This window comes from Streptomyces cyaneofuscatus, from assembly GCF_033109485.1.
In the GTDB taxonomy this organism is placed as follows: domain Bacteria; phylum Actinomycetota; class Actinomycetes; order Streptomycetales; family Streptomycetaceae; genus Streptomyces; species Streptomyces cyaneofuscatus.
In genome coordinates this window covers 3,763,953-3,782,429 of the sequence record NZ_CP137002.1, presented here as the reverse complement: position 1 = coordinate 3,782,429, position 18,477 = coordinate 3,763,953, and the positions used below count along the sequence as shown (strand labels likewise).

The window sequence follows — 18,477 nt, the reverse complement described above, 5'->3', positions numbered from 1 at the left end:
GGTTTCAGGCCCTGCCTCAGATACGGGCGAACAGCAGGTCGTGCACGACGTGGCCCTTGTCCAGCCCCTGGCCCTCGAAGCGGGTGAGCGGCCGGAACGCCGGACGCGGCGCGTATCCGCCGTCCCCCGCCGTGTTCGCGAAGCGGGGGTGCGCGGTGAGCACCTCCAGCATCTGCTCCGCGTACGGCTCCCAGTCCGTCGCGCAGTGGACGATGGCGCCGGGCTTGAGGACCGGGGCCACCAGGTCCAGGAACTCGGGCTGGATCAGCCGCCGCTTGTGGTGGCGGGCCTTGGGCCAGGGGTCGGGGAAGTAGACCCGCAGCCCGTCGAGCGACTCGGGGGCCAGCATCTCGCGGAGCAGGATCACCGCGTCGCCGTTGGCCACCCGTACGTTGGTGGAGCCCGCCTTGTCCGCGAGGCCCAGCAGGTTGCCCTGGCCCGGGGTGTGGACGTCGACGGCGAGAATGCCGGTGCCCGGGTCGTCGGCCGCCATCTGGGCCGTGGCCTCGCCCATGCCGAACCCGATCTCCAGGACGACGGGCAGGCCGTCGAAGAGCTGGTCCAGGTCGAGGACGCGCTTGCCGTCGATGTCCAGGCCCCACTTCGGCCACAGCCGCTCCAAGGCGTCCTGCTGGCCGGTGGTGACCCGGCTGCGGCGCGGCTGGAAGCTGCGGATCCGGCGCTCGTGGTGCGAGCCGGCCGGGTCGGCGGCGGGGCCGCCGGGGAAGCGGGGCTCCTGGCGCAGCCGGCGCGCCCGCTCGAAGGAGGCGGCCCGCAGCGCGGCGGCTTCGTCGGCGGCCGGCCCGGTGGGGGCCGTGGCGTCGGCGGCCGTGGAGCCGGTCGCGGAACCGGTCACCGTGGTCGCCGCCTCCGGCTCGGGTGCCGCTGCGGTCGTGGGGTTCAAGGGCTGCTCAGACACAATGACCCGATTCTACGGCGGGCGGCCTCCACCCCGTCTCCTGAGCCCGGCGCAGCGCCCGCCGCGCCACCTCCCGCCCGATCGGCAGGCACGCCGTCGCGGCGGGGGAGGGCGCGTTGAGCACATGCACGGTGTGCGGGGCCTCGCGGATCAGGAAGTCGTCGACCAGCGTGCCGTCCTTCAGCACCGCCTGGGCCCGGACCCCGGCGGGCGACGGGCGCAGGTCCTCCTCCCGCACGGCGGGGAGCAGCCGCCGGACGGCCTGGGTGAAGGCGGATTTCGAGATCGAGCGGTGCACCTCGCCCGCCCCGTACCGCCAGTGCCTGCGGGCGATCTGCCAGGTGCCCGGCCAGCTCAGCGTGGACAGCAGTTCGGCGGGGCGCACCACCGGCCAGCCGTACCCCTCGCGGGCCAGGGCGGGCACCGCGTTCGGCCCGAGGTGGACCGAGCCGTCGATCCCCCGGGTCAGGTGGACGCCGAGGAAGGGGAAGGCCGGGTCCGGCACCGGGTAGACCAGTCCGCGCACCAGCTCGGGGCGGGCCAGCTCGTAATATTCGCCGCGGAACGGGACGATCCGCACCTCCGGGTCGTCGCCCGCGAGCCGGGCCACCCGGTCGCAGTGCAGCCCGGCGCAGTTGACCAGGGTCCGGGCGCGGACCACCAGGCCGTCCGCTGTGCGCACCGCCACGCCCCAGGCGCGCCGGTCTATCGCGGTGACCTCCGCCCCGTACCGCACGATGCCGCCGGCGGCGGTGACCTCGGTCGCGAAGCGGGTGGCGACGGCGGTGAAGTCGCAGACGCCGGTCGTGCCGACCCGGATCGCCGCGAGGCCCCGCACCTCGGGCTCGTACTCCGCGATCTGCGCCGGGCCCAGCTCCCGCACGGGCAGTCCGTGCTCGCGACCGCGCTGGACCAGGCTGTGCAGCCGGGGCAGCTCGGAGCGCTCGGTGGCGACGATCAGCTTGCCGGTGGTGGCGTGGACGATTCCGTGCTCGGCGCAGAAGTCGGCCAGCTCGGCGGAGCCGCGCAGCGCGTACCGCGCCTTGAGCGAACCGGGGCGGTAGTAGATCCCGCTGTGGATCACTCCGCTGTTGCGTCCGGTCTGGTGGCGGGCGGGGCCGCGCTCCTTCTCCAGGACCGTCACCCGGGTGCCCGGTGCTGCCCGCTGGAGGGCGTACGCGGTCGACAGACCGACGATCCCGCCGCCGATCACCAGCACATCGCAGTCGTACGCCGCGTGCGTCATCATCACGCCACCTCCCACCCCGATAGTGCACTGACCCACTGACAACGGGCTCAAACCCGATCCGGGCAGGGCGTGGCGCACACTCCGCCCGGGCGTGCTTCCGGCCCGGGCGGCTCAGACCTGGGTCACCAGCAGCGGGCGGGCCCGCTCCCGCAGCTCGGCGACGCGCGGCTCGTCCCCGTACGGCTCCAGGCGGTGGAGCAGATCGCGTACGTACTCGGTGGTGCGTGCCGAGGAGATCCGGCCGGCCACCTCGACCGCCCGGGTGCCCGCCGCGCAGGCCGCGTCCAGGTTCCCCGACTCCAGCTCGGCGACGGCCGAGACGACGAGCCGCAACCCGTGGCTGCGGACGAACTCGTCGGTCGGCCGGGAGAGCGCCTGCTCGGTGAAGCGGCGCACCTGGCGGGGCGCCTTGAGGTCGCGGTAGCACTCGGCGGCGTCCGCGGCGAACCGGTCGTAGCTGTAGAAGCCGAGCCAGGACGGGTCGGCGTCGCCCGCCCGGGACCGCTCCAGCCAGCTCTCGGCGCCCTTGAGCGCGGCCCCCGCGGCCGGTGCGTCGCCGGCCTTCGCGTGGGCGCGGGCCTCCACCAGCCGGAAGAAGCTCATGGTGCGGGCGGTCGCCAGGCCCCGGTTGCGCTCCACGGCGGCCTGCGCGAGGTCGACGCCCTCGTCGGCGAAGCCCCGGTAGGTCGCCTGGAGGGACATGGACGCGAGGACATAGCCGCCGAGCGGTACGTCGGCGGCGGCGCGGGCCAGGCGCAGGGCCTGGATGTAGTAGCGCTGGGCGGCCTCCTGCTGGCCGGTGTCGAACGCCATCCAGCCCGCGAGCCGGGTCAGCTCGGCCGACGCGCCGAACAGGGCGCGGCCCACCTCGTCGGTGTACGAGCCGAGGAGCAGGGGTGCGGCGTCGACGCGTAAGCACTCGGGGACCATGGAGGAACGCCAGTCGCCGCCGCCGTACTTGGAGTCCCAGCGCCGGGCGTCCTGGGCCGCCTCGCGCAGCTTCATGACGTCGCTGTGGCCCACCCGCAGCGGGGAGGCGTCCGCGACGGACTCCGGGCCGGGCTGGACGGGCACGGAGCCGGAACCGGGGCCGCCCGCCGCACCGTGAGGTGTGTGCGGGATGTGTGCGCCGCGGCCGTCCGGTGCGCCTTGCGGTCCGCGGGGGCCGGGTGCGCCGCCGCCGTTCTGGCCGCCGCTCCGGGCGCCGAGGATCGCCGCCTGTGCCGCCGTCGGGTCGCGGGCGACCGACGGATCGGCGGGGGTTATCAGCCAGCGGGACGCGGGGGTCGCATAGGCGCTCACCGCGAACGAACCGGCCAGCGACTGCCAGATCCCGCCGCCGCCCCTGCGCCCGGCCAGATCCAGCCGGTACAGCTCGGTCGCCGACCTCACCGCCTCGCCCACGTCCCGGGGGAAGGCGAGGCCGACCTCCGGCGCGGGGTCCGCGTCGGCGAGACCGATCTCGTGCAGCGGGACCGGCCGGCCGAGCTTGGCCCCGATCGCCGCCGCGATCAGATGAGGCGCCGCACCCTGCGGCACCATCCCTTTGGCGACCCAGCGGGCCACCGAGGTCTTGTCGTAGCGAAGTGTCAGACCGCGCTGTGCTCCGAGGTCGTTGACCCGCCGGGCGAGCCCGGCGTTACTGATTCCCGCGAGGGCGAGAACCGTGCCGAGCTTCTCGTTCGGCCCGCGTTGCTCCCTGGACATGCGCCACCCCTCGACACACAGACAGCCGCCGCGTCACCGAGGACGGCGCGCGGCATTCGTACCGATGCTCCCCAGGTTCGAACCCCCGTACTCCGCCTGCACACGCATATGGCCGAGCCCCGAGGAATATGCCCCCCTGCTGAGAACACCAGTAAACACAGCGTAGTTCTCCCCATCCCTACCGTTAAGGGGCAGACGTCCGTATGGCGGGATTGTTGTCCGTGCGGGCGGCGGGGTCCGCGCTCCGGGGGTGCGCGCGCCGGGGCGGGGCGTGCCCCTGGCGTGTGGCCGTGCGCCCGGCCGTGCGCTCTGGCCCGGCCCGTGGGGGAGGGGCTTGGCTGGGTACCGCGTGGGTCGGCTCACTGCACTGGACTCAGTGGGCTGGGGGATACCGCCGCTCCATTCCCCGCGGGCGGCGGACCGGTCCGGGAGGTGAGGCCCACCTCCCGGACTGTGCGTGGGAGGGTCCGCCGCGGGGGGCGCGGACGGGTGTGCGCGAGCGGCGGAGCCCGACGAGAATGGCTGAATATCGCCTGTCCGGTGACGGTCTGGCCAACGGTCCGGCTATGGCCGGATTTCGACCGCTCTCCCGGGGCGGCGACCCCGGCGGCGCCGACGGAATCCGATGCGGTGGTGAGCGTGACCGACGGCAGCGCTTGCGGTGGTAACTCCCGGAATCGGCACTTCCGTTGCCGGTGATGCGGTGAAGACGGCGGCGAGCCGGGGGCCCGGCCTTTGCCAGGGGCGCATGCTCATCCGGCGTGCGCTGTCCGTACCCCCTCTCCTGCGGCCCTGTCGTGGCAGCATGTCCCGCAGCGGCGATGCGACTCGGTACGGTGCGCCGCTTGTCCACAGCCTGTGGAGGCGGCGATGCGTTGGTTGGTGGGATGGAGCAGTATCGCCGCGAGCTTCGGCACGGTAGGGGCCGTCGGCAACGGCGGTGAGGGGCGCACGGTCCACCCGGTGGGCTCCCAACTCCTGTGGGGCGACCCCGATCCGCTCTGGGCGGTCGGTGACTGGCGCCCCGACGAGATCCGGATCATCGGCGTCGCCACCCCCGAAGGCGCCCCCACCACCCGCCTCGCCGTCCTCGGCTGCTGCGGCGCAACCGACGAACAGCTGCGCGTCGGACTGCTCGCCGCGCGCGGCGGGGCGATGCGCCACCTCACCGCCTGGCCCGGCAGCTACACCGCCGTCGTCCAGATCGGCCGCCGCCTCACCGTCGTGGGCGACCTGGCCGGCGCCCGGCCCGTCTTCCACACCCCGTGGGCCAACGGCACCGCCTACGCCACCGCCGCTCTCCCGCTGGCCGACCTCATCGAGGCCCAGCTCGACATCGGCCACCTCGCCGCCCTGCTCGCCTGCCCGGAGACGCCGGAGGCGCTCGGCGACGGCACCCCGTACGCCGGGGTGAAGCGGGTCCCGCCGGGCCACGCGCTGATCCTGCGGGAGGGCTCGCGGGAGATCACCGGGTACGAGGCCGTCGCCTCCCTCGCCGTCGCCGCGCCCCAGGTCGACCCGGTGCACGCGGTGGAGGGCGTACGAGACGCTCTCGTCGAAGCCGTACGTGCCCGGCTCACCGCGCCCCGCCACGCCCCCGAGACCCTGCCGCAGGACCCGGGGCCCGTCCCCGGCATGGGCCCCGCCGACCGGCGCGCGGCCAGGGGCGCGCCGGTGGCCGGAATCGGTGCCGACCTCTCCGGCGGCAGCGCCTCCGCCACCCTCGCCCTGCTCGCCGCCGGGCTGCCCGGACTGCCCGGCACTCTCCTCGGCCACGGCACCGGAGCGGGGGAGCGGCTGCTCGCCGTCACCTTCAACGACCTCACCACGCGCGGCCACGAGGACGAGCTGGAGCGCGCCCGTGCCATCGCCGCCAACCCGCGCCTGCACCACGTGGTCGTCGCGGCCGGCGAAGAGGCCCTCCCCTTCGCCTCGTTGGGCACCGGACCGCTCACCGACGAACCGGGCCCCTCGCTCGTCGTCGCCGAGCGCCACCGCCGCCGCCTCGCCGCGGGCAGCGCCGACCACCTGGTGGGGCACGGCGCCCGACAGGTCCTGGACGCCCACCCGGCCCGCCTCGCCGACCTCCTGATGGACCGGCGCAGACGCCACCTCCTGCGCCCCGTCGCCGCCCTCACCAAGGCCGAAGGCCCCTCGGCGCACTCCCTGTTCGTCCCGCTGACGGTCTATCGCGCCGCCCGCCGCCTGGCCCGCACGTCGTACCGCACCGGCCTGGAGACCGCCGCCGGACTTCTCCCCGACGCCAACCGGTACGCCCCCGACCTCGCCACCCCCGCCGACGCCTCGCTCGCCGCCCTCGCCTGGTCGCGCCCCGGCCCTGCGGCCCGCTGGCTGACGGGCGAGGCGCTGGCGGAAGTATCGGTTCGCCTCCAGGAGGCGGCGATCCGGCCCACCTCCGTCCAGCGCCCGGGCGAGGCCCGCGCCCGCGCCACCCTCGCCCGCGCCGCCGCCGACCACCGCATCCTGGAGCAGGCCGCCGAGATCCGCAGCCAGCGCCTCCACGCCCCGTTCCTCGACAACCAGGTCGTCCGGGCCGCCCGCGCGCTCCCCGAATCCCTCCGCGTCCAGCCGGGCGCCCGGGCCGCGATCCTGCGCCGGGTGCTGGGCGGGGCGGGCATCCACGACCTGCCGCCCGGCTGGGGCACCCCGTCCCAGGCCACCTCCACCGCCGTCACCCGCACCGGCCTGCGCACCGCGCTGCCCGACCTGATGGCCCTCTTCGACGCCCCGCTCCTCGCCGACGCGGGCCTGGTCGAGGCCCGCACCGTACGCAAGGCCCTGCGCGCCGCATCCGAGGGCGAGCCGCTCCCGCTGGACGGCCTGGCGGAACTGGCCTCCACCGAGCTGTGGCTGCGCCGGCTGCTGGCCCGCAGGGGCACCTGCTGGACCGGGACGGCGGCACCGCGCCAGCGCGCGGTGGCGGGCGGCGTGGTCCCGCCCCGGCGCACGCTCCAGCCGTGATGTGAAGCAGCCCCACCGGTCCTGCGGAGCCGGGCTCAGGCGCAGCTGATCCGGGAATCCGCCCAGTCGGCCAGCGCCACCCCGCCGAGCGGCCCCTCGGGCTCCACCACCAGCCGGATCGACGACTGCCCGGCGATCCCGACACTGACCGGAACGGCGGGCGCGCCGCCCGCCATCACCGGGGAGCGCCACAGCCGCGCCCCGTCCCCGTTGTAGACGGAGAAGCGGACCGCGCCGAGCCCCATCGTCAGGTCGTCCACGCCGACCATCGCCTCGTAGCGGGTGCACGGGCGGTTCAGCTGGATGGTGACGGAGGACCGGGCGTGCACGGTGACCCCGTGCGCGTACCGCGTCTGGGCGATCGCCACATTCGTACGCTGCCAGATCCAGCTGCTCCGCCCGGTGACGACCTCCGGCTCGGTGTGGTCGCCGAGCAGGGAGTACGAGAGCTCGTTGACCTGGTAGACGGTCGGGGCGGGCGGCGGAGGGGGCGGCTTCGGGCTCGGCGTGGGCTGCGGAGACGGCGGAGGCGGCGGAGGACTGGGCGCGGGCGGCGCGGGCTCCGGCGGCTCGGGGGAGGGCGTGGGCTCGGCGCTCGGCGGCGGGGTCGGCTCGGGCTCCGGCGCGGAGGGTTCCGGTTCCGGTTCCGGCTCGGGGGCCGGGTCGGGCGAAGCGGGCGGTACGGGGTCGGGTGCGGGCGCGGCCGGAGGTTCCGGTTCGGGGGCGGGAGGCTCCGGCGCCGGTACCTCGGGCGCCACCGCCGGGGGCTTCGCCGCGGCCTTGGCCTCCGGCTTCGGCTGGTCGTCGCCGACGAGCGCCCACACCAGACCGGCGGCGGCCGCCACGGCGACGGCGGCCGCGATCCCGGCCTTGGCGGGCGCGCCGAGCCCTTCGGAGGCGGCACCCCCGGCGGCACCTCCCGAGGCCCCGGAGGAGGAACCTCCCGCGGCACCCCCGGCAGCGGCACCGGTGGTGCCCGATCCGGTGGCCGCGGCGGCGGCTCCCGCCCCGGCGGCGCCCGCGGCACCGCCCGCCACGACACCCGCGGCCTTGAGCGAGTACCCGGCGGCGAACCAGCCGATGACCGCGATCGGCAGCAGCGCCGGGATCCCGGCGTTGACGTGCTCCAGCTCGCCCGCCGCCACCCGGCACTTCGCGCACTCGTCGAGGTGCTTGCGCAGCCCGCGCTCGGCCCGCATCCGCAGCCCGCCCCGGGCGTAGGCGCCGAGCCGGTCGGCGTACTGCGCGCAGTCGCCCCCGGTGGTGAGCGCCTGGCTCACATGGGCCTGGAGATAGGCCTGCTTGAGCCCTTCGCGGGCCCGACTGGCCAGGACGGCGGTGGCGTTGGCGGTCAGGCCGAAGAGCGGGGCGATCTCGCTGGGCGACTCCTCCTCCACCGTGGTGTGCCAGAGCACCGCCTGCCAGCGCTCGGGCAGGCTCCGGAACGCCTCCATCGCCATCGACTGCTCGGCCTCGTGCATCGCCAGCACATCGGCGCCGAGGTCGAGGGTGTCGTCGTCGGAGAGCTCCGACGTACGGGAAGCCTGCGCGGCGAACACCGCGAAGTCGTCGACCAGCTGCTCCCGCTTGGCGCTCTTCGTCCAGGCGGCGGCGACATGGCGGACGGCGGTCATCAGGTAGGCGCGGACGGCCTCCTGCGGCCCCTTGCCGCCCCGTACGGCCTGGAGCGTGCGCGCGAACACCTCGGCGGTCAGGTCGTCGGCGGTGTGCCCGTCCCGGCAGCACGTACGGGCGTACCGCCGGACCGCGCCCGAGTGGCGCCGGAACAGCTCGTCGTAGGCGAGGTTGTCCCCCTCGCGCATGCCCTCGATCAACTGGGCGTCGGAGAGCCCGGTGTCGGGAGACCCGACGCGGCCCTCGCGCTGCGAAGGCACGGCGTACGCACCGACGCTGCCGGAAGCGCTGTTCCTGGAGTGGTCCCCGGACTCGGACTGGACATCGGCGACGGACGGCCACGGCCCGGGCAGGACGGTTCCGCCGACGGCCTCACCGTCCGAACCACCCGAACGATCCGAACCGTCCGCACCATCCGGCCCGTCCGACGGTCCACGCCCCGCCTGGGCAGGCACCTGCCCGGAGGACATCCCGTCGGCCTTCGTGCCCCCACCCGCCGCAGCGATCTCGTCGAGCGGCTCTTCCTGCTGCTGCTCGTTACCGCTCATCGCGGAAGCCCCCGTATACACCCTCGGACCCGAATACCGGCCAAGAGTGCCACATGGCTCAATCGCGATGGACCCTCAGTCATGCCAACCACTCATCCGGGGCGTTTTCTCGAATGCGAGTGCTAGAGAACCCTCTTTCGGGGAATGACACCTGGTTGTTTCGCTTGACGGAACCCCTTTGCCGAACCCAGTTGCCGGAACCCGCCCACCGGAACCCGCTCGCCCGGTCACCGATCCGAGCGGGCTCCGGTCACCGTACGAGCGGGCTCCGTTCACCGATCCGAGCGGGCTCCGGACGGTGACCTCAGACGGCAGGCCGGGACCGCAGCCCCTCCAGCAGGATGTCCAGCAGCCGGGCCGAGGCCGCCGCCTGCTGGACGGCGTCCGGCAGGGACGGGGCGGCCGTGGCGATGACCAGCAGCACATCCGCCACCGTCACATCCCCGCGCAGCTCGCCCGACTCCCTCGCCCGGTCCACCAGCCGGCCCACGACCTCCAGCAGCTCGCCCGCGCCCGAGTCCTCCCCGAGGCCTTCGAGCTCGTCCCCGCTCCCGGTGCGCTGACCGACGACACGGACATCGGCCTGGGCCACGCCCTGCCGCTGCTGCGGAACCCGGGTCTCGTCTCCCGCGTCCCCCTTCACCGGTGCGTCCGGCTCCTCCGCGTCGACCCCGACCCGCAGCACCTGCGGGGGCAGCAGCCTGCCCGCCCCCGACGCCACCGAGGTCCGCAGGAAGCGGGAGAGCGCCGACCAGGGCTCCTCCTCCTGCCCCAGAGCCGTACGCGCCTGCTCGGTCAGCCGGGAGGTCTCCTCCTCGGCTATCCGCCGCACCAGCACGTCCTTGCTGGGGAACCGCCGGTAGACGGTGCCCACTCCGACCCGGGCGCGGCGTGCCACGTCCTCCATCGGAGCGCCGTACCCCAGCTCACCGAACACCTCACGCGCGGCCCGCAGCACATGCTCCAGATTGCGCTGCGCGTCGACGCGCAGCGGAGCCGAACGCGTGGCCACCGCAGGTGAGGTGGGTGCCGGCCCGCTCGCCGCGGGACCGGCCGCAGCCGTTCCCGCCGCGGGCACTCCTGTCGTGGGCGCTCCGAGCGCCGCGGCGCTCATCGCCGCGGCGGAGCGCACCGCGTCGGCCGAGCTCATGACGCCGAGCGCTCCCACGGAGCCCAGACGTCCGTGATCCTTGGCCGCGTGCGTGCGCGCGGACTGCCCATGCGAATCCTGAATCTGCATAACTTCCCCCGGTTATGACGTCTCCCCCCGGAGACTTCCCCGCCGTGTCAGCCGGTGAGTGAGCACAACGAAATCCGCACCCGACTCCCGACGGGTTACGAACATAGTTGAGCCTGCGTCAATTCAGAAGGGGGAAGTTCCGCATGGTGCGCCCCCCGATCGGAGCAGGAGCGCGCCGATCCGCTCCCCGCCCCCGCCCATTCGCCCTCCGCACGGCGCCTGACCTGCACCGCTTCCCTGTCGCCCGGCCGACCGGCCGGAACTTCCCCGCGGCGCCCGCCAGTCACACAATTTGCCGGGCCTGTGGACAAACCACCGACTCCGTTGCGTCATGGGGTGGTGATGGCTCCAGATTCCCGGGGGACGACCCCCGGCACCCGGCCAGGTGTGCGCATTCTCGTCGTCGGCGGCGGCTACGTCGGGATGTACACGGCGCTGCGTCTCCAACGGAAGTTGAAGCAGAGACTCAAGAGCGGGGACGCCGAGATCGTGGTCGTCACGCCCGAGCCGTACATGACGTACCAGCCCTTCCTCCCCGAAGCGGCCGCCGGCTCGATCTCACCGCGCCACGTCGTCGTGCCGCTGCGCCGCGTCCTGAACCTCTGCACGATCGTCATCGGCGAGGCCGGACGGATCGACCACGCCAAGCGCACGGCCACCGTCACCACCCTGGCCACGGCGGAGGACGGCACCGGCGCCCTGGAGATCGGGTACGACGAGATCGTCATCGCTCCCGGATCCGTCTCGCGCACCCTCCCCGTGCCCGGTCTCGCCGACTTCGGCATCGGGTTCAAGACCGTCGAGGAAGCCATCGGGCTGCGCAACCACGTCATCGAACAGATGGACATCGCGTCCGCCACCCGCGACCCCGCGATCCGCGACGCCGCCCTCACCTTCGTCTTCGTCGGCGGCGGCTACGCGGGCGTGGAGGCGCTCGCCGAGCTGGAGGACATGGCCCGCTACACCGCGCGGTACTACCACAACATCAAGCCCACGGACCTGAGATGGATCCTCGTCGAGGCATCCGACCGCATCCTCCCCGAGGTCGGCGAGGCCATGGGCCGGTACGCCGTCGGGGAGCTGCGCGGCCGAGGCGTCGACGTACGCCTCGAAACCCGCCTCGACACCTGCGAGGACCGCGTCGCCGTCCTGAGCGACGGCTCCCGCTTCCCGACCCGCACGCTCGTGTGGACCGCGGGCGTCAAACCGGCACCGCTCCTGGCCGCCACCGACCTCCCCCTCACCGAGCGCGGCCGGCTCCGCTGTACCGCCACCCTCGGCGTCGAGGGAATGCCGCACGCCTGGGCCGCGGGCGACGCCGCCGCCGTCCCCGACCTCACCGCCGCCGAGCCGGGCAAGGAGACCGCCCCCAACGCCCAGCACGCCGTCCGCCAGGCCAAGGTCCTCGCCGACAACATCCTCGCGACGCTCGACGGACGCCCGCCCACGGAATACCGCCACAGGTACGCGGGATCCGTCGCCTCCCTGGGCCTGCACAAAGGCGTCGCCCACGTCTACGGTCGCAAGCTCAAGGGTTACCCCGCCTGGCTGATGCACCGTACGTACCACCTCAGCCGGGTGCCGACGTTCAACCGGAAGGCGCGCGTCCTTGCCGAATGGACCCTGGCCGGACTCTTCAAACGGGAGATCGTCTCCCTCGGTTCGCTCGAACACCCCCGGGCCGAGTTCGAACTCGCGGCCGGTGGCGGCCCGGCGGCCCCGCAACGCCCCGGCACCCTGCCCCGCCCCGACGCCGACGCCGACGAGAGTCCGGAGGACCCGCCGGGTGGAGTGCCGCCCCGCCCCTCCCGCTGACCAGGGCCGCTCCCCGGCGTACGCCGTTCGGACGCCGCCAGGACAGCGGCCGGACGGCGACCGGACGGCGACTGTCAGTACGGTCGGTCACACTGGACGTGTGACCATAGGTGGGCCCACACCTGCACAGAGTGACCCGGCCGGCAGTGACCGACAGTGACCAGCAGCGACGCACCGAACCGACACACGAGGCCAGAAATTCCGTGAACTTCACGCGTTGGAGCGCCCGCCTTCCCGGAACGCAGCGTCGAGCCGCCGCGCGGGACGACCGCAGCCCCGTCCCCGCGGCCCGGGCCGAGTACGCCCAGGCGCAGGCCGCGGCCACCCTGCCGGACGGTCCCCTTCCGGTACCCCCGGACACCACCCCCGCCCCGGCCGCCCCCGGGCCCGCCCTGGACGACCTCTCCGCCCGCGAGATCCTCGGCCGCCTCCCCGCCGCCGTCGCCCTGCTGCACGGCCCGGACCACCGCGTCGCCTACGTCAACGAGGCGTACGAGACCGCGTTCGGCCCCCGCCCCTCCGGCGTCCCCGCCGCCGAGGCCCTGCCCGAGCTCGCCGAGCTGAGCGTGCTGCCCCTGCTGGACCAGGTCCTGCGCAGCGGCACCGCCCGTACGGTCAAGTCCCGCCGGACGGCCGAAGGCGGCTCGTACACCGTGACCTGCACCCCGGTCGCCGCCTGGGGCGGCACGGAGGACAAAGGCGACGGCAGGAGGGAGGGCGGCGTCCTCGTCTACGCGGCCGACGTCACCGACCACGCCGAAGCCGCCGAGCGCCTGCGCACCAGCGAGCGCCGCCACCGCGAAACGGCCGTCACCCTGCAGCGCTCCCTGCTCCCGCAGGAGCTGGAGCAGCCCGACGACCTCCGTATCGCCGCCACCTACCAGCCCGGCGGCACCGACGCGGCCGTCGGCGGCGACTGGTACGACGTGATCACCCTCGGCGCCGGCCGCACCGCCCTGGTGATCGGCGACGTGATGGGCCGGGGCGTCCGCGCCGCCGCCGTCATGGGCCAGCTCCGCACCGCCGTCCGCGCCTACGCCCGGCTCGACCTCCCGCCGCACGAGGTGATCCAGCTGCTGGACGGGCTCGCCTCGGAGATCGACGCGACCCAGATCGCCACCTGCGTCTACGCCGTCCACGACCCGAACGAGGGACAGCTCGTCTACGCCTCCGCCGGCCACCTCCCGATGCTCGTCCGCGACGAGGACGGCACGGTCAGCCGGGCTGCCGACCCCACGGGCCCGCCGCTCGGCACCGGCGGCTGGATCCACACCTCGGGGACGATCGCGCTGCCGCCCGGCTCCACCGCGGTCCTCTACACCGACGGTCTGGTCGAGCGCCGCAGCGAGGACATCGACGAGGGTGTCGCCTCCCTCGCCCGCGCCCTCTCCGGCGCCAAGGGATCACCGCAGGTGGTCTGCGACCGGCTGATCCGCTCCCTGGGGGTGACCGCCGAGCACGACGACGACGTGGCGGTCCTGGTGGTCCAGCACCCCGCCCGTACGGGGACGAGCGCGGAGCTGTTCCACAACGCCGCGCTCGACCTCCTCGGCGGCATCGAGGCCACCCCGCGCGCCCGCTCCTTCGCCACCGGGGTCCTGACCTCCTGGCGCTTCCCGCCCGAGCTCCGCGACCTCGGCGTCCTCGCCGCCAGCGAGCTGGTCGCCAACTCGCTCCAGCACGGCACCCCGCCGATGCGCCTGGGCCTGCGCCGCACGGACCGGCGGCTGATCATCGAGGTGACCGACGGCGACGACCACCTGCCGCGCCGCCGCCAGGCCGAACCGGCCGACGAGGCGGGACGCGGCATCGAGATCATCGCGTCGATCGCCACCTCCTGGGGCAGCCGCCGCACCCCGGGCGGCGGCAAGGCGGTCTGGTGCGAGTTCGCCCTGCCCCGCTGAGACCCTGCTGAGGCCCCGCCGCCGGCTCAGCGACCGGCAGTGGCAGCGGCAGTGGCGGCAGCAGCAGTAGTGGCCGCTGCCGTAGGCGCGGTGACCGAAACAGCCCGGTCGGCCGCCTCCGCACCGCTCTCCCCACCCTCGGGCAGCGACACCGCCACCACCCGCGAGGGCGCGGGGGCCAGCGACGGCTGATCCTGTACGGGGGTGAGCCGGCGCCCCAGCCGCAGCGCGAGCACCGTGATGCCCAGCGAGAACAGCACGAACGTCACGATGTACGGACCGTGCAGCGAGGCCCCCATCGGCCCGCCGACCGCCGGACCGACGGCGAGCGCGAGCTGCTTGCACAGGGCGAACGCCGAGTTGTACTGCCCGACCATCGACTCCGGCGCCAGATCGGCGACCAGCGGGGCCACGGTCGGCGACAGCATCGCCTCACCCAGCCCGAACAGCGCGTACGTCGAGATGAACGCGGCCGTCGCCATGGTCTGGCTGCCATGCCCGAGCCCCGCGTACCCCGCCACGATCCAGGCGAAGGCCCAGATGAGCCCGACGGCCGCGATGACCCGGCTGCGCCGCCGCCGCTCGACGAGCCGCAGCACGACGAACTGGGCGACGACGATGACCGCGGTGTTGGCGGCCAGCGCGAAGCCGAGCGTCGAGGGCTGGATCCCGGCGGCCTCGGTGCCGTACGCGGCGAGGCCGGACTCGAACTGCCCGTAGCAGGCGAAGAAGAGCACGAACCCGAGCACGCACAGCTGGACCATGGCCCGGTGCGAGAGCAGCGCCCGCATCCCGCCCTTGCCGGACCCGTCGGTCGGACGGGCTCCGCCGATGGAAGCGGTACGGGGCATCTTCACGGTCACCGCGACGACACCGAGCACCACGAACATCCCGGCCTCGATCAGGAACAGCATGGTGAAGCTCGCGGGCCGGCTCACGTCCACGAGCTGCCCACCGACCAGCCCACCGAGCCCGAGGCCCAGGTTCTGCAGGAAGAACTGCATGGCGAAGGCGCGCGTACGGGTGGCGGTGCTGGAGCACCAGACGAGCATGGTGGCCAGGGCGGGCTGCATCACGGCGGTACCCGCACCGAGAACGGCGGCGGCCAGCACGGCGGCCGGCACGCTGCTCGCGTACCCCAGGGCGGCAGCGCCCACCGAGGCGAGGCCGGCGGCCACCACCAGCACGGGCAGCGGCCCCCGCCGGTCGATGGCCCGCCCGGTGAACGGCAGAACGGCCAGCGCCGCCATCGCGAAGACCGCCAGCACGACTCCCGCCGTACCGGCGCCCAGATCCCGCACCTGCGCCACATAGACGTACAGATACGGAACGGTGAACCCGAGCCCGAACGCGCTCAGCGCGCTGCCCAGCTGGATCCGCCGCAGCGCTGCGCCCATCTCCCTGGTCACACTCACCTACCTCAAGGTCTAGAAGGACTCATAGGTCCCGAACGAATCAGACTCGAAGACTTTAGCACTAAACTTAGAAGGTGAAAACTACAGCCTGAAGGACTTCAAGGGGGGTGAGGGCGTGCCATACTGCCCGCCATGTCCGAGAGCACCGAGGAGCCCGGCCCCCACGAGCCGAGCCTCGACGAACAGATCGCCGCCTACCAGCGCGAGTTCCGCGACCTCGACCCCCAGGTCGAACAGGTCGTCTCCGCGCTGGGCCGCCTGAATCGCCGGATGAACGTCGCGTACGGGAGACAGGTCGCCGCCCTCGGCATCAGCAACGCCGAGTGGGAGGTCCTCAAGACCCTCGTCCTGTCGGGCTCCCCCTATCGCCTGGGCCCCGGCGAACTGGCGAAGCGCCTCGGCCTCACCCCGGCGGCCATGACCCACCGCGTCGACCGGATGGCCGCCGAGGGTCTGGTCACCCGGGACCGCGACGAGAACAACCGGGTCCGCGTCATCGTCGAGCTGACGGATGTGGGCCGTACGAAGTGGCTGGAGGCGATGCGCATGGCCTCCGACTTCGAGGAGGACCTCCTCCAGGACCTCTCCGGCGACGAACGCGGGGTCCTCGGCGAACTCCTGGTCCGCCTCCTGCGCCGCGTGGAGCACGCCCAGCCGGACGCCGGCGGCCGCCTCACCGACCTGGACTGAGGAGCCCCGGAACCGGGGCTGGGGCGGGGTTGACACGCCCCGGCCCGATCCGTAGAGTTCTTCGAGTTGTCACGGGGCCGGAACGGTTCTGCGGCAGCCATCCCGCCGCACACGCGGCAACCAAACTTCAGCACGATCTCCCAGCCGGGAGAATTTCGGCATGCCGGAATTCATTTCGAAGGCTCGATTATGAGCCGCCGGGAGAATCCGCTAGAGTTTGAGCGTCGGAACGGCCCAACAGCCGGGAAGACAAGCCCCGCTGACTGGGGGTCAGGCCCGAAAGGATCTGATAGAGTCGGACTCGCCGGAAAGGGAAAACGCGAAAGCGAAGAACCTGGAAAGCGAAACTGCACGGCCCGCTTCGACCGGGAATCGGACACGAAAGAGTCTGATAGAGTCGGAAACGCAGGACAGCAAGACAAAGAAACACGAAGGGAAGCGCCCGGAGGGCCCCGGTGAAACGGGACCGAAGGAAGCGTCCGTTCCTTGAGAACTCAACAGCGTGCCAAAAGTCAACGCCAGATATGTTGATACCCCGGCCTGTTTCGGCAGGTTGGTGGTTCCTTTGAAAAGTCCTACTGGTTCACTTCGGTGACGGTAGGCGATACACAGCGAGGACGCTGTGAACAGCGGGTCTTATTCCGACCGGTTGTTCCGCTCTCGTGATGTGTGCACCCGATTACGGGTAAACATTCACGGAGAGTTTGATCCTGGCTCAGGACGAACGCTGGCGGCGTGCTTAACACATGCAAGTCGAACGATGAAGCCTTTCGGGGTGGATTAGTGGCGAACGGGTGAGTAACACGTGGGCAATCTGCCCTTCACTCTGGGACAAGCCCTGGAAACGGGGTCTAATACCGGATAACACTCTGTCCCGCATGGGACGGGGTTAAAAGCTCCGGCGGTGAAGGATGAGCCCGCGGCCTATCAGCTTGTTGGTGGGGTAATGGCCTACCAAGGCGACGACGGGTAGCCGGCCTGAGAGGGCGACCGGCCACACTGGGACTGAGACACGGCCCAGACTCCTACGGGAGGCAGCAGTGGGGAATATTGCACAATGGGCGAAAGCCTGATGCAGCGACGCCGCGTGAGGGATGACGGCCTTCGGGTTGTAAACCTCTTTCAGCAGGGAAGAAGCGAAAGTGACGGTACCTGCAGAAGAAGCGCCGGCTAACTACGTGCCAGCAGCCGCGGTAATACGTAGGGCGCAAGCGTTGTCCGGAATTATTGGGCGTAAAGAGCTCGTAGGCGGCTTGTCACGTCGGATGTGAAAGCCCGGGGCTTAACCCCGGGTCTGCATTCGATACGGGCTAGCTAGAGTGTGGTAGGGGAGATCGGAATTCCTGGTGTAGCGGTGAAATGCGCAGATATCAGGAGGAACACCGGTGGCGAAGGCGGATCTCTGGGCCATTACTGACGCTGAGGAGCGAAAGCGTGGGGAGCGAACAGGATTAGATACCCTGGTAGTCCACGCCGTAAACGTTGGGAACTAGGTGTTGGCGACATTCCACGTCGTCGGTGCCGCAGCTAACGCATTAAGTTCCCCGCCTGGGGAGTACGGCCGCAAGGCTAAAACTCAAAGGAATTGACGGGGGCCCGCACAAGCAGCGGAGCATGTGGCTTAATTCGACGCAACGCGAAGAACCTTACCAAGGCTTGACATATACCGGAAAGCATCAGAGATGGTGCCCCCCTTGTGGTCGGTATACAGGTGGTGCATGGCTGTCGTCAGCTCGTGTCGTGAGATGTTGGGTTAAGTCCCGCAACGAGCGCAACCCTTGTTCTGTGTTGCCAGCATGCCCTTCGGGGTGATGGGGACTCACAGGAGACTGCCGGGGTCAACTCGGAGGAAGGTGGGGACGACGTCAAGTCATCATGCCCCTTATGTCTTGGGCTGCACACGTGCTACAATGGCCGGTACAATGAGCTGCGATGCCGCGAGGCGGAGCGAATCTCAAAAAGCCGGTCTCAGTTCGGATTGGGGTCTGCAACTCGACCCCATGAAGTCGGAGTTGCTAGTAATCGCAGATCAGCATTGCTGCGGTGAATACGTTCCCGGGCCTTGTACACACCGCCCGTCACGTCACGAAAGTCGGTAACACCCGAAGCCGGTGGCCCAACCCCTTGTGGGAGGGAGCTGTCGAAGGTGGGACTGGCGATTGGGACGAAGTCGTAACAAGGTAGCCGTACCGGAAGGTGCGGCTGGATCACCTCCTTTCTAAGGAGCACTTCTTACCAAGCCTCGGTTTGGTCAGAGGCCAGTACACCGGCGAATGTTCGGTGCTGGTTGCTCATGGGTGGAACGTTGACTATTCGGCACGATGGTTTGTTGGTCACTAGTACTGCTTCGGCGTGGAACGTGGTGAACAGGGC

The 18,477-nt window shown here is 72.1% G+C and carries 10 protein-coding genes and 1 rRNA gene; 5 read left to right on the top strand and 6 right to left on the bottom strand.

Annotation, left to right across the window (positions count from 1 at the left end; translation table 11 throughout):
- Nucleotides 1–16: 16 nt before the first annotated feature.
- The 3 genes from trmB to R2B67_RS16620 form a co-directional block, all read right to left on the bottom strand.
- A complete protein-coding gene (trmB, locus tag R2B67_RS16630) occupies nt 17–919 on the bottom strand; it encodes a tRNA (guanosine(46)-N7)-methyltransferase TrmB (protein ID WP_317819143.1) in 903 nt (300 codons plus the stop codon).
- Nucleotides 912–2,168, bottom strand: coding sequence for an L-2-hydroxyglutarate dehydrogenase (gene lhgO / locus R2B67_RS16625; protein ID WP_317819136.1), 1,257 nt, complete (start codon nt 2,166–2,168; stop codon nt 912–914). The genes trmB and lhgO overlap by 8 nt, the downstream gene beginning before the upstream one ends.
- Before the next feature lie 111 nt (nt 2,169–2,279).
- Nucleotides 2,280–3,875: an NsdA family TPR-like regulatory protein gene (locus R2B67_RS16620; protein ID WP_317819129.1), complete on the bottom strand. Its 1,596-nt coding sequence runs from the start codon at nt 3,873–3,875 to the stop codon at nt 2,280–2,282.
- An 870-nt stretch (nt 3,876–4,745) separates the two neighbouring features.
- Here R2B67_RS16620 and R2B67_RS16615 point away from each other — a divergent pair.
- The gene (locus R2B67_RS16615; protein WP_317819123.1) at nt 4,746–6,857 is read left to right on the top strand and encodes an asparagine synthase-related protein; all 2,112 of its coding nucleotides are present in this window, start codon (nt 4,746–4,748) and stop codon (nt 6,855–6,857) included.
- 35 nt (nt 6,858–6,892) lie between these two features.
- Here the strand turns inward: R2B67_RS16615 and R2B67_RS16610 are convergent, their stop codons facing one another.
- Nucleotides 6,893–9,040, bottom strand: a complete 2,148-nt coding sequence (locus R2B67_RS16610) for a sigma-70 family RNA polymerase sigma factor (protein WP_317819119.1) — start codon at nt 9,038–9,040, stop codon at nt 6,893–6,895.
- 304 nt (nt 9,041–9,344) lie between these two features.
- Nucleotides 9,345–10,280 carry a TetR/AcrR family transcriptional regulator gene (locus tag R2B67_RS16605; protein ID WP_381074418.1) on the bottom strand — a complete coding sequence of 312 codons (936 nt, stop codon included), beginning with the start codon at nt 10,278–10,280 and terminating at the stop codon, nt 9,345–9,347.
- Nucleotides 10,281–10,622: 342 nt separating this feature from the next.
- Here R2B67_RS16605 and R2B67_RS16600 point away from each other — a divergent pair, with 342 nt between their 5' ends.
- Both R2B67_RS16600 and R2B67_RS16595 read left to right on the top strand, forming a co-directional pair.
- Nucleotides 10,623–12,095: an NAD(P)/FAD-dependent oxidoreductase gene (locus R2B67_RS16600; RefSeq protein WP_317819114.1), complete on the top strand. Its 1,473-nt coding sequence runs from the start codon at nt 10,623–10,625 to the stop codon at nt 12,093–12,095.
- A 203-nt stretch (nt 12,096–12,298) separates the two neighbouring features.
- Nucleotides 12,299–13,999 carry an ATP-binding SpoIIE family protein phosphatase gene (locus R2B67_RS16595; RefSeq protein WP_317819112.1) on the top strand — a complete coding sequence of 567 codons (1,701 nt, stop codon included), beginning with the start codon at nt 12,299–12,301 and terminating at the stop codon, nt 13,997–13,999.
- 26 nt (nt 14,000–14,025) lie between these two features.
- On the opposite strand, the gene R2B67_RS16590 is transcribed toward R2B67_RS16595, so the two are convergent.
- Nucleotides 14,026–15,396, bottom strand: a complete 1,371-nt coding sequence (locus R2B67_RS16590) for an MFS transporter (protein ID WP_317824881.1) — start codon at nt 15,394–15,396, stop codon at nt 14,026–14,028.
- Nucleotides 15,397–15,546: 150 nt separating this feature from the next.
- Here R2B67_RS16590 and R2B67_RS16585 point away from each other — a divergent pair, with 150 nt between their 5' ends.
- A complete protein-coding gene (locus R2B67_RS16585) occupies nt 15,547–16,104 on the top strand; it encodes a MarR family winged helix-turn-helix transcriptional regulator (RefSeq protein WP_317819111.1) in 558 nt (185 codons plus the stop codon).
- 692 nt (nt 16,105–16,796) lie between these two features.
- A 16S ribosomal RNA gene (locus R2B67_RS16580) occupies nt 16,797–18,322 on the top strand.
- The last annotated feature ends 155 nt before the right edge of the window (nt 18,323–18,477 follow it).

Coding starts and splice junctions, on each gene's coding strand:
- lhgO (WP_317819136.1), bottom strand. CDS start 2,168: ATGATGACGCACGCGGCGTACGACTGCGATGTGCTGGTGATCGGCGGC.
- R2B67_RS16620 (WP_317819129.1), bottom strand. CDS start 3,875: ATGTCCAGGGAGCAACGCGGGCCGAACGAGAAGCTCGGCACGGTTCTC.
- R2B67_RS16615 (WP_317819123.1), top strand. CDS start 4,746: ATGCGTTGGTTGGTGGGATGGAGCAGTATCGCCGCGAGCTTCGGCACG.
- R2B67_RS16610 (WP_317819119.1), bottom strand. CDS start 9,040: ATGAGCGGTAACGAGCAGCAGCAGGAAGAGCCGCTCGACGAGATCGCT.
- R2B67_RS16605 (WP_381074418.1), bottom strand. CDS start 10,280: ATGCAGATTCAGGATTCGCATGGGCAGTCCGCGCGCACGCACGCGGCC.
- R2B67_RS16600 (WP_317819114.1), top strand. CDS start 10,623: ATGGCTCCAGATTCCCGGGGGACGACCCCCGGCACCCGGCCAGGTGTG.
- R2B67_RS16590 (WP_317824881.1), bottom strand. CDS start 15,396: ATGGGCGCAGCGCTGCGGCGGATCCAGCTGGGCAGCGCGCTGAGCGCG.
- R2B67_RS16585 (WP_317819111.1), top strand. CDS start 15,547: ATGTCCGAGAGCACCGAGGAGCCCGGCCCCCACGAGCCGAGCCTCGAC.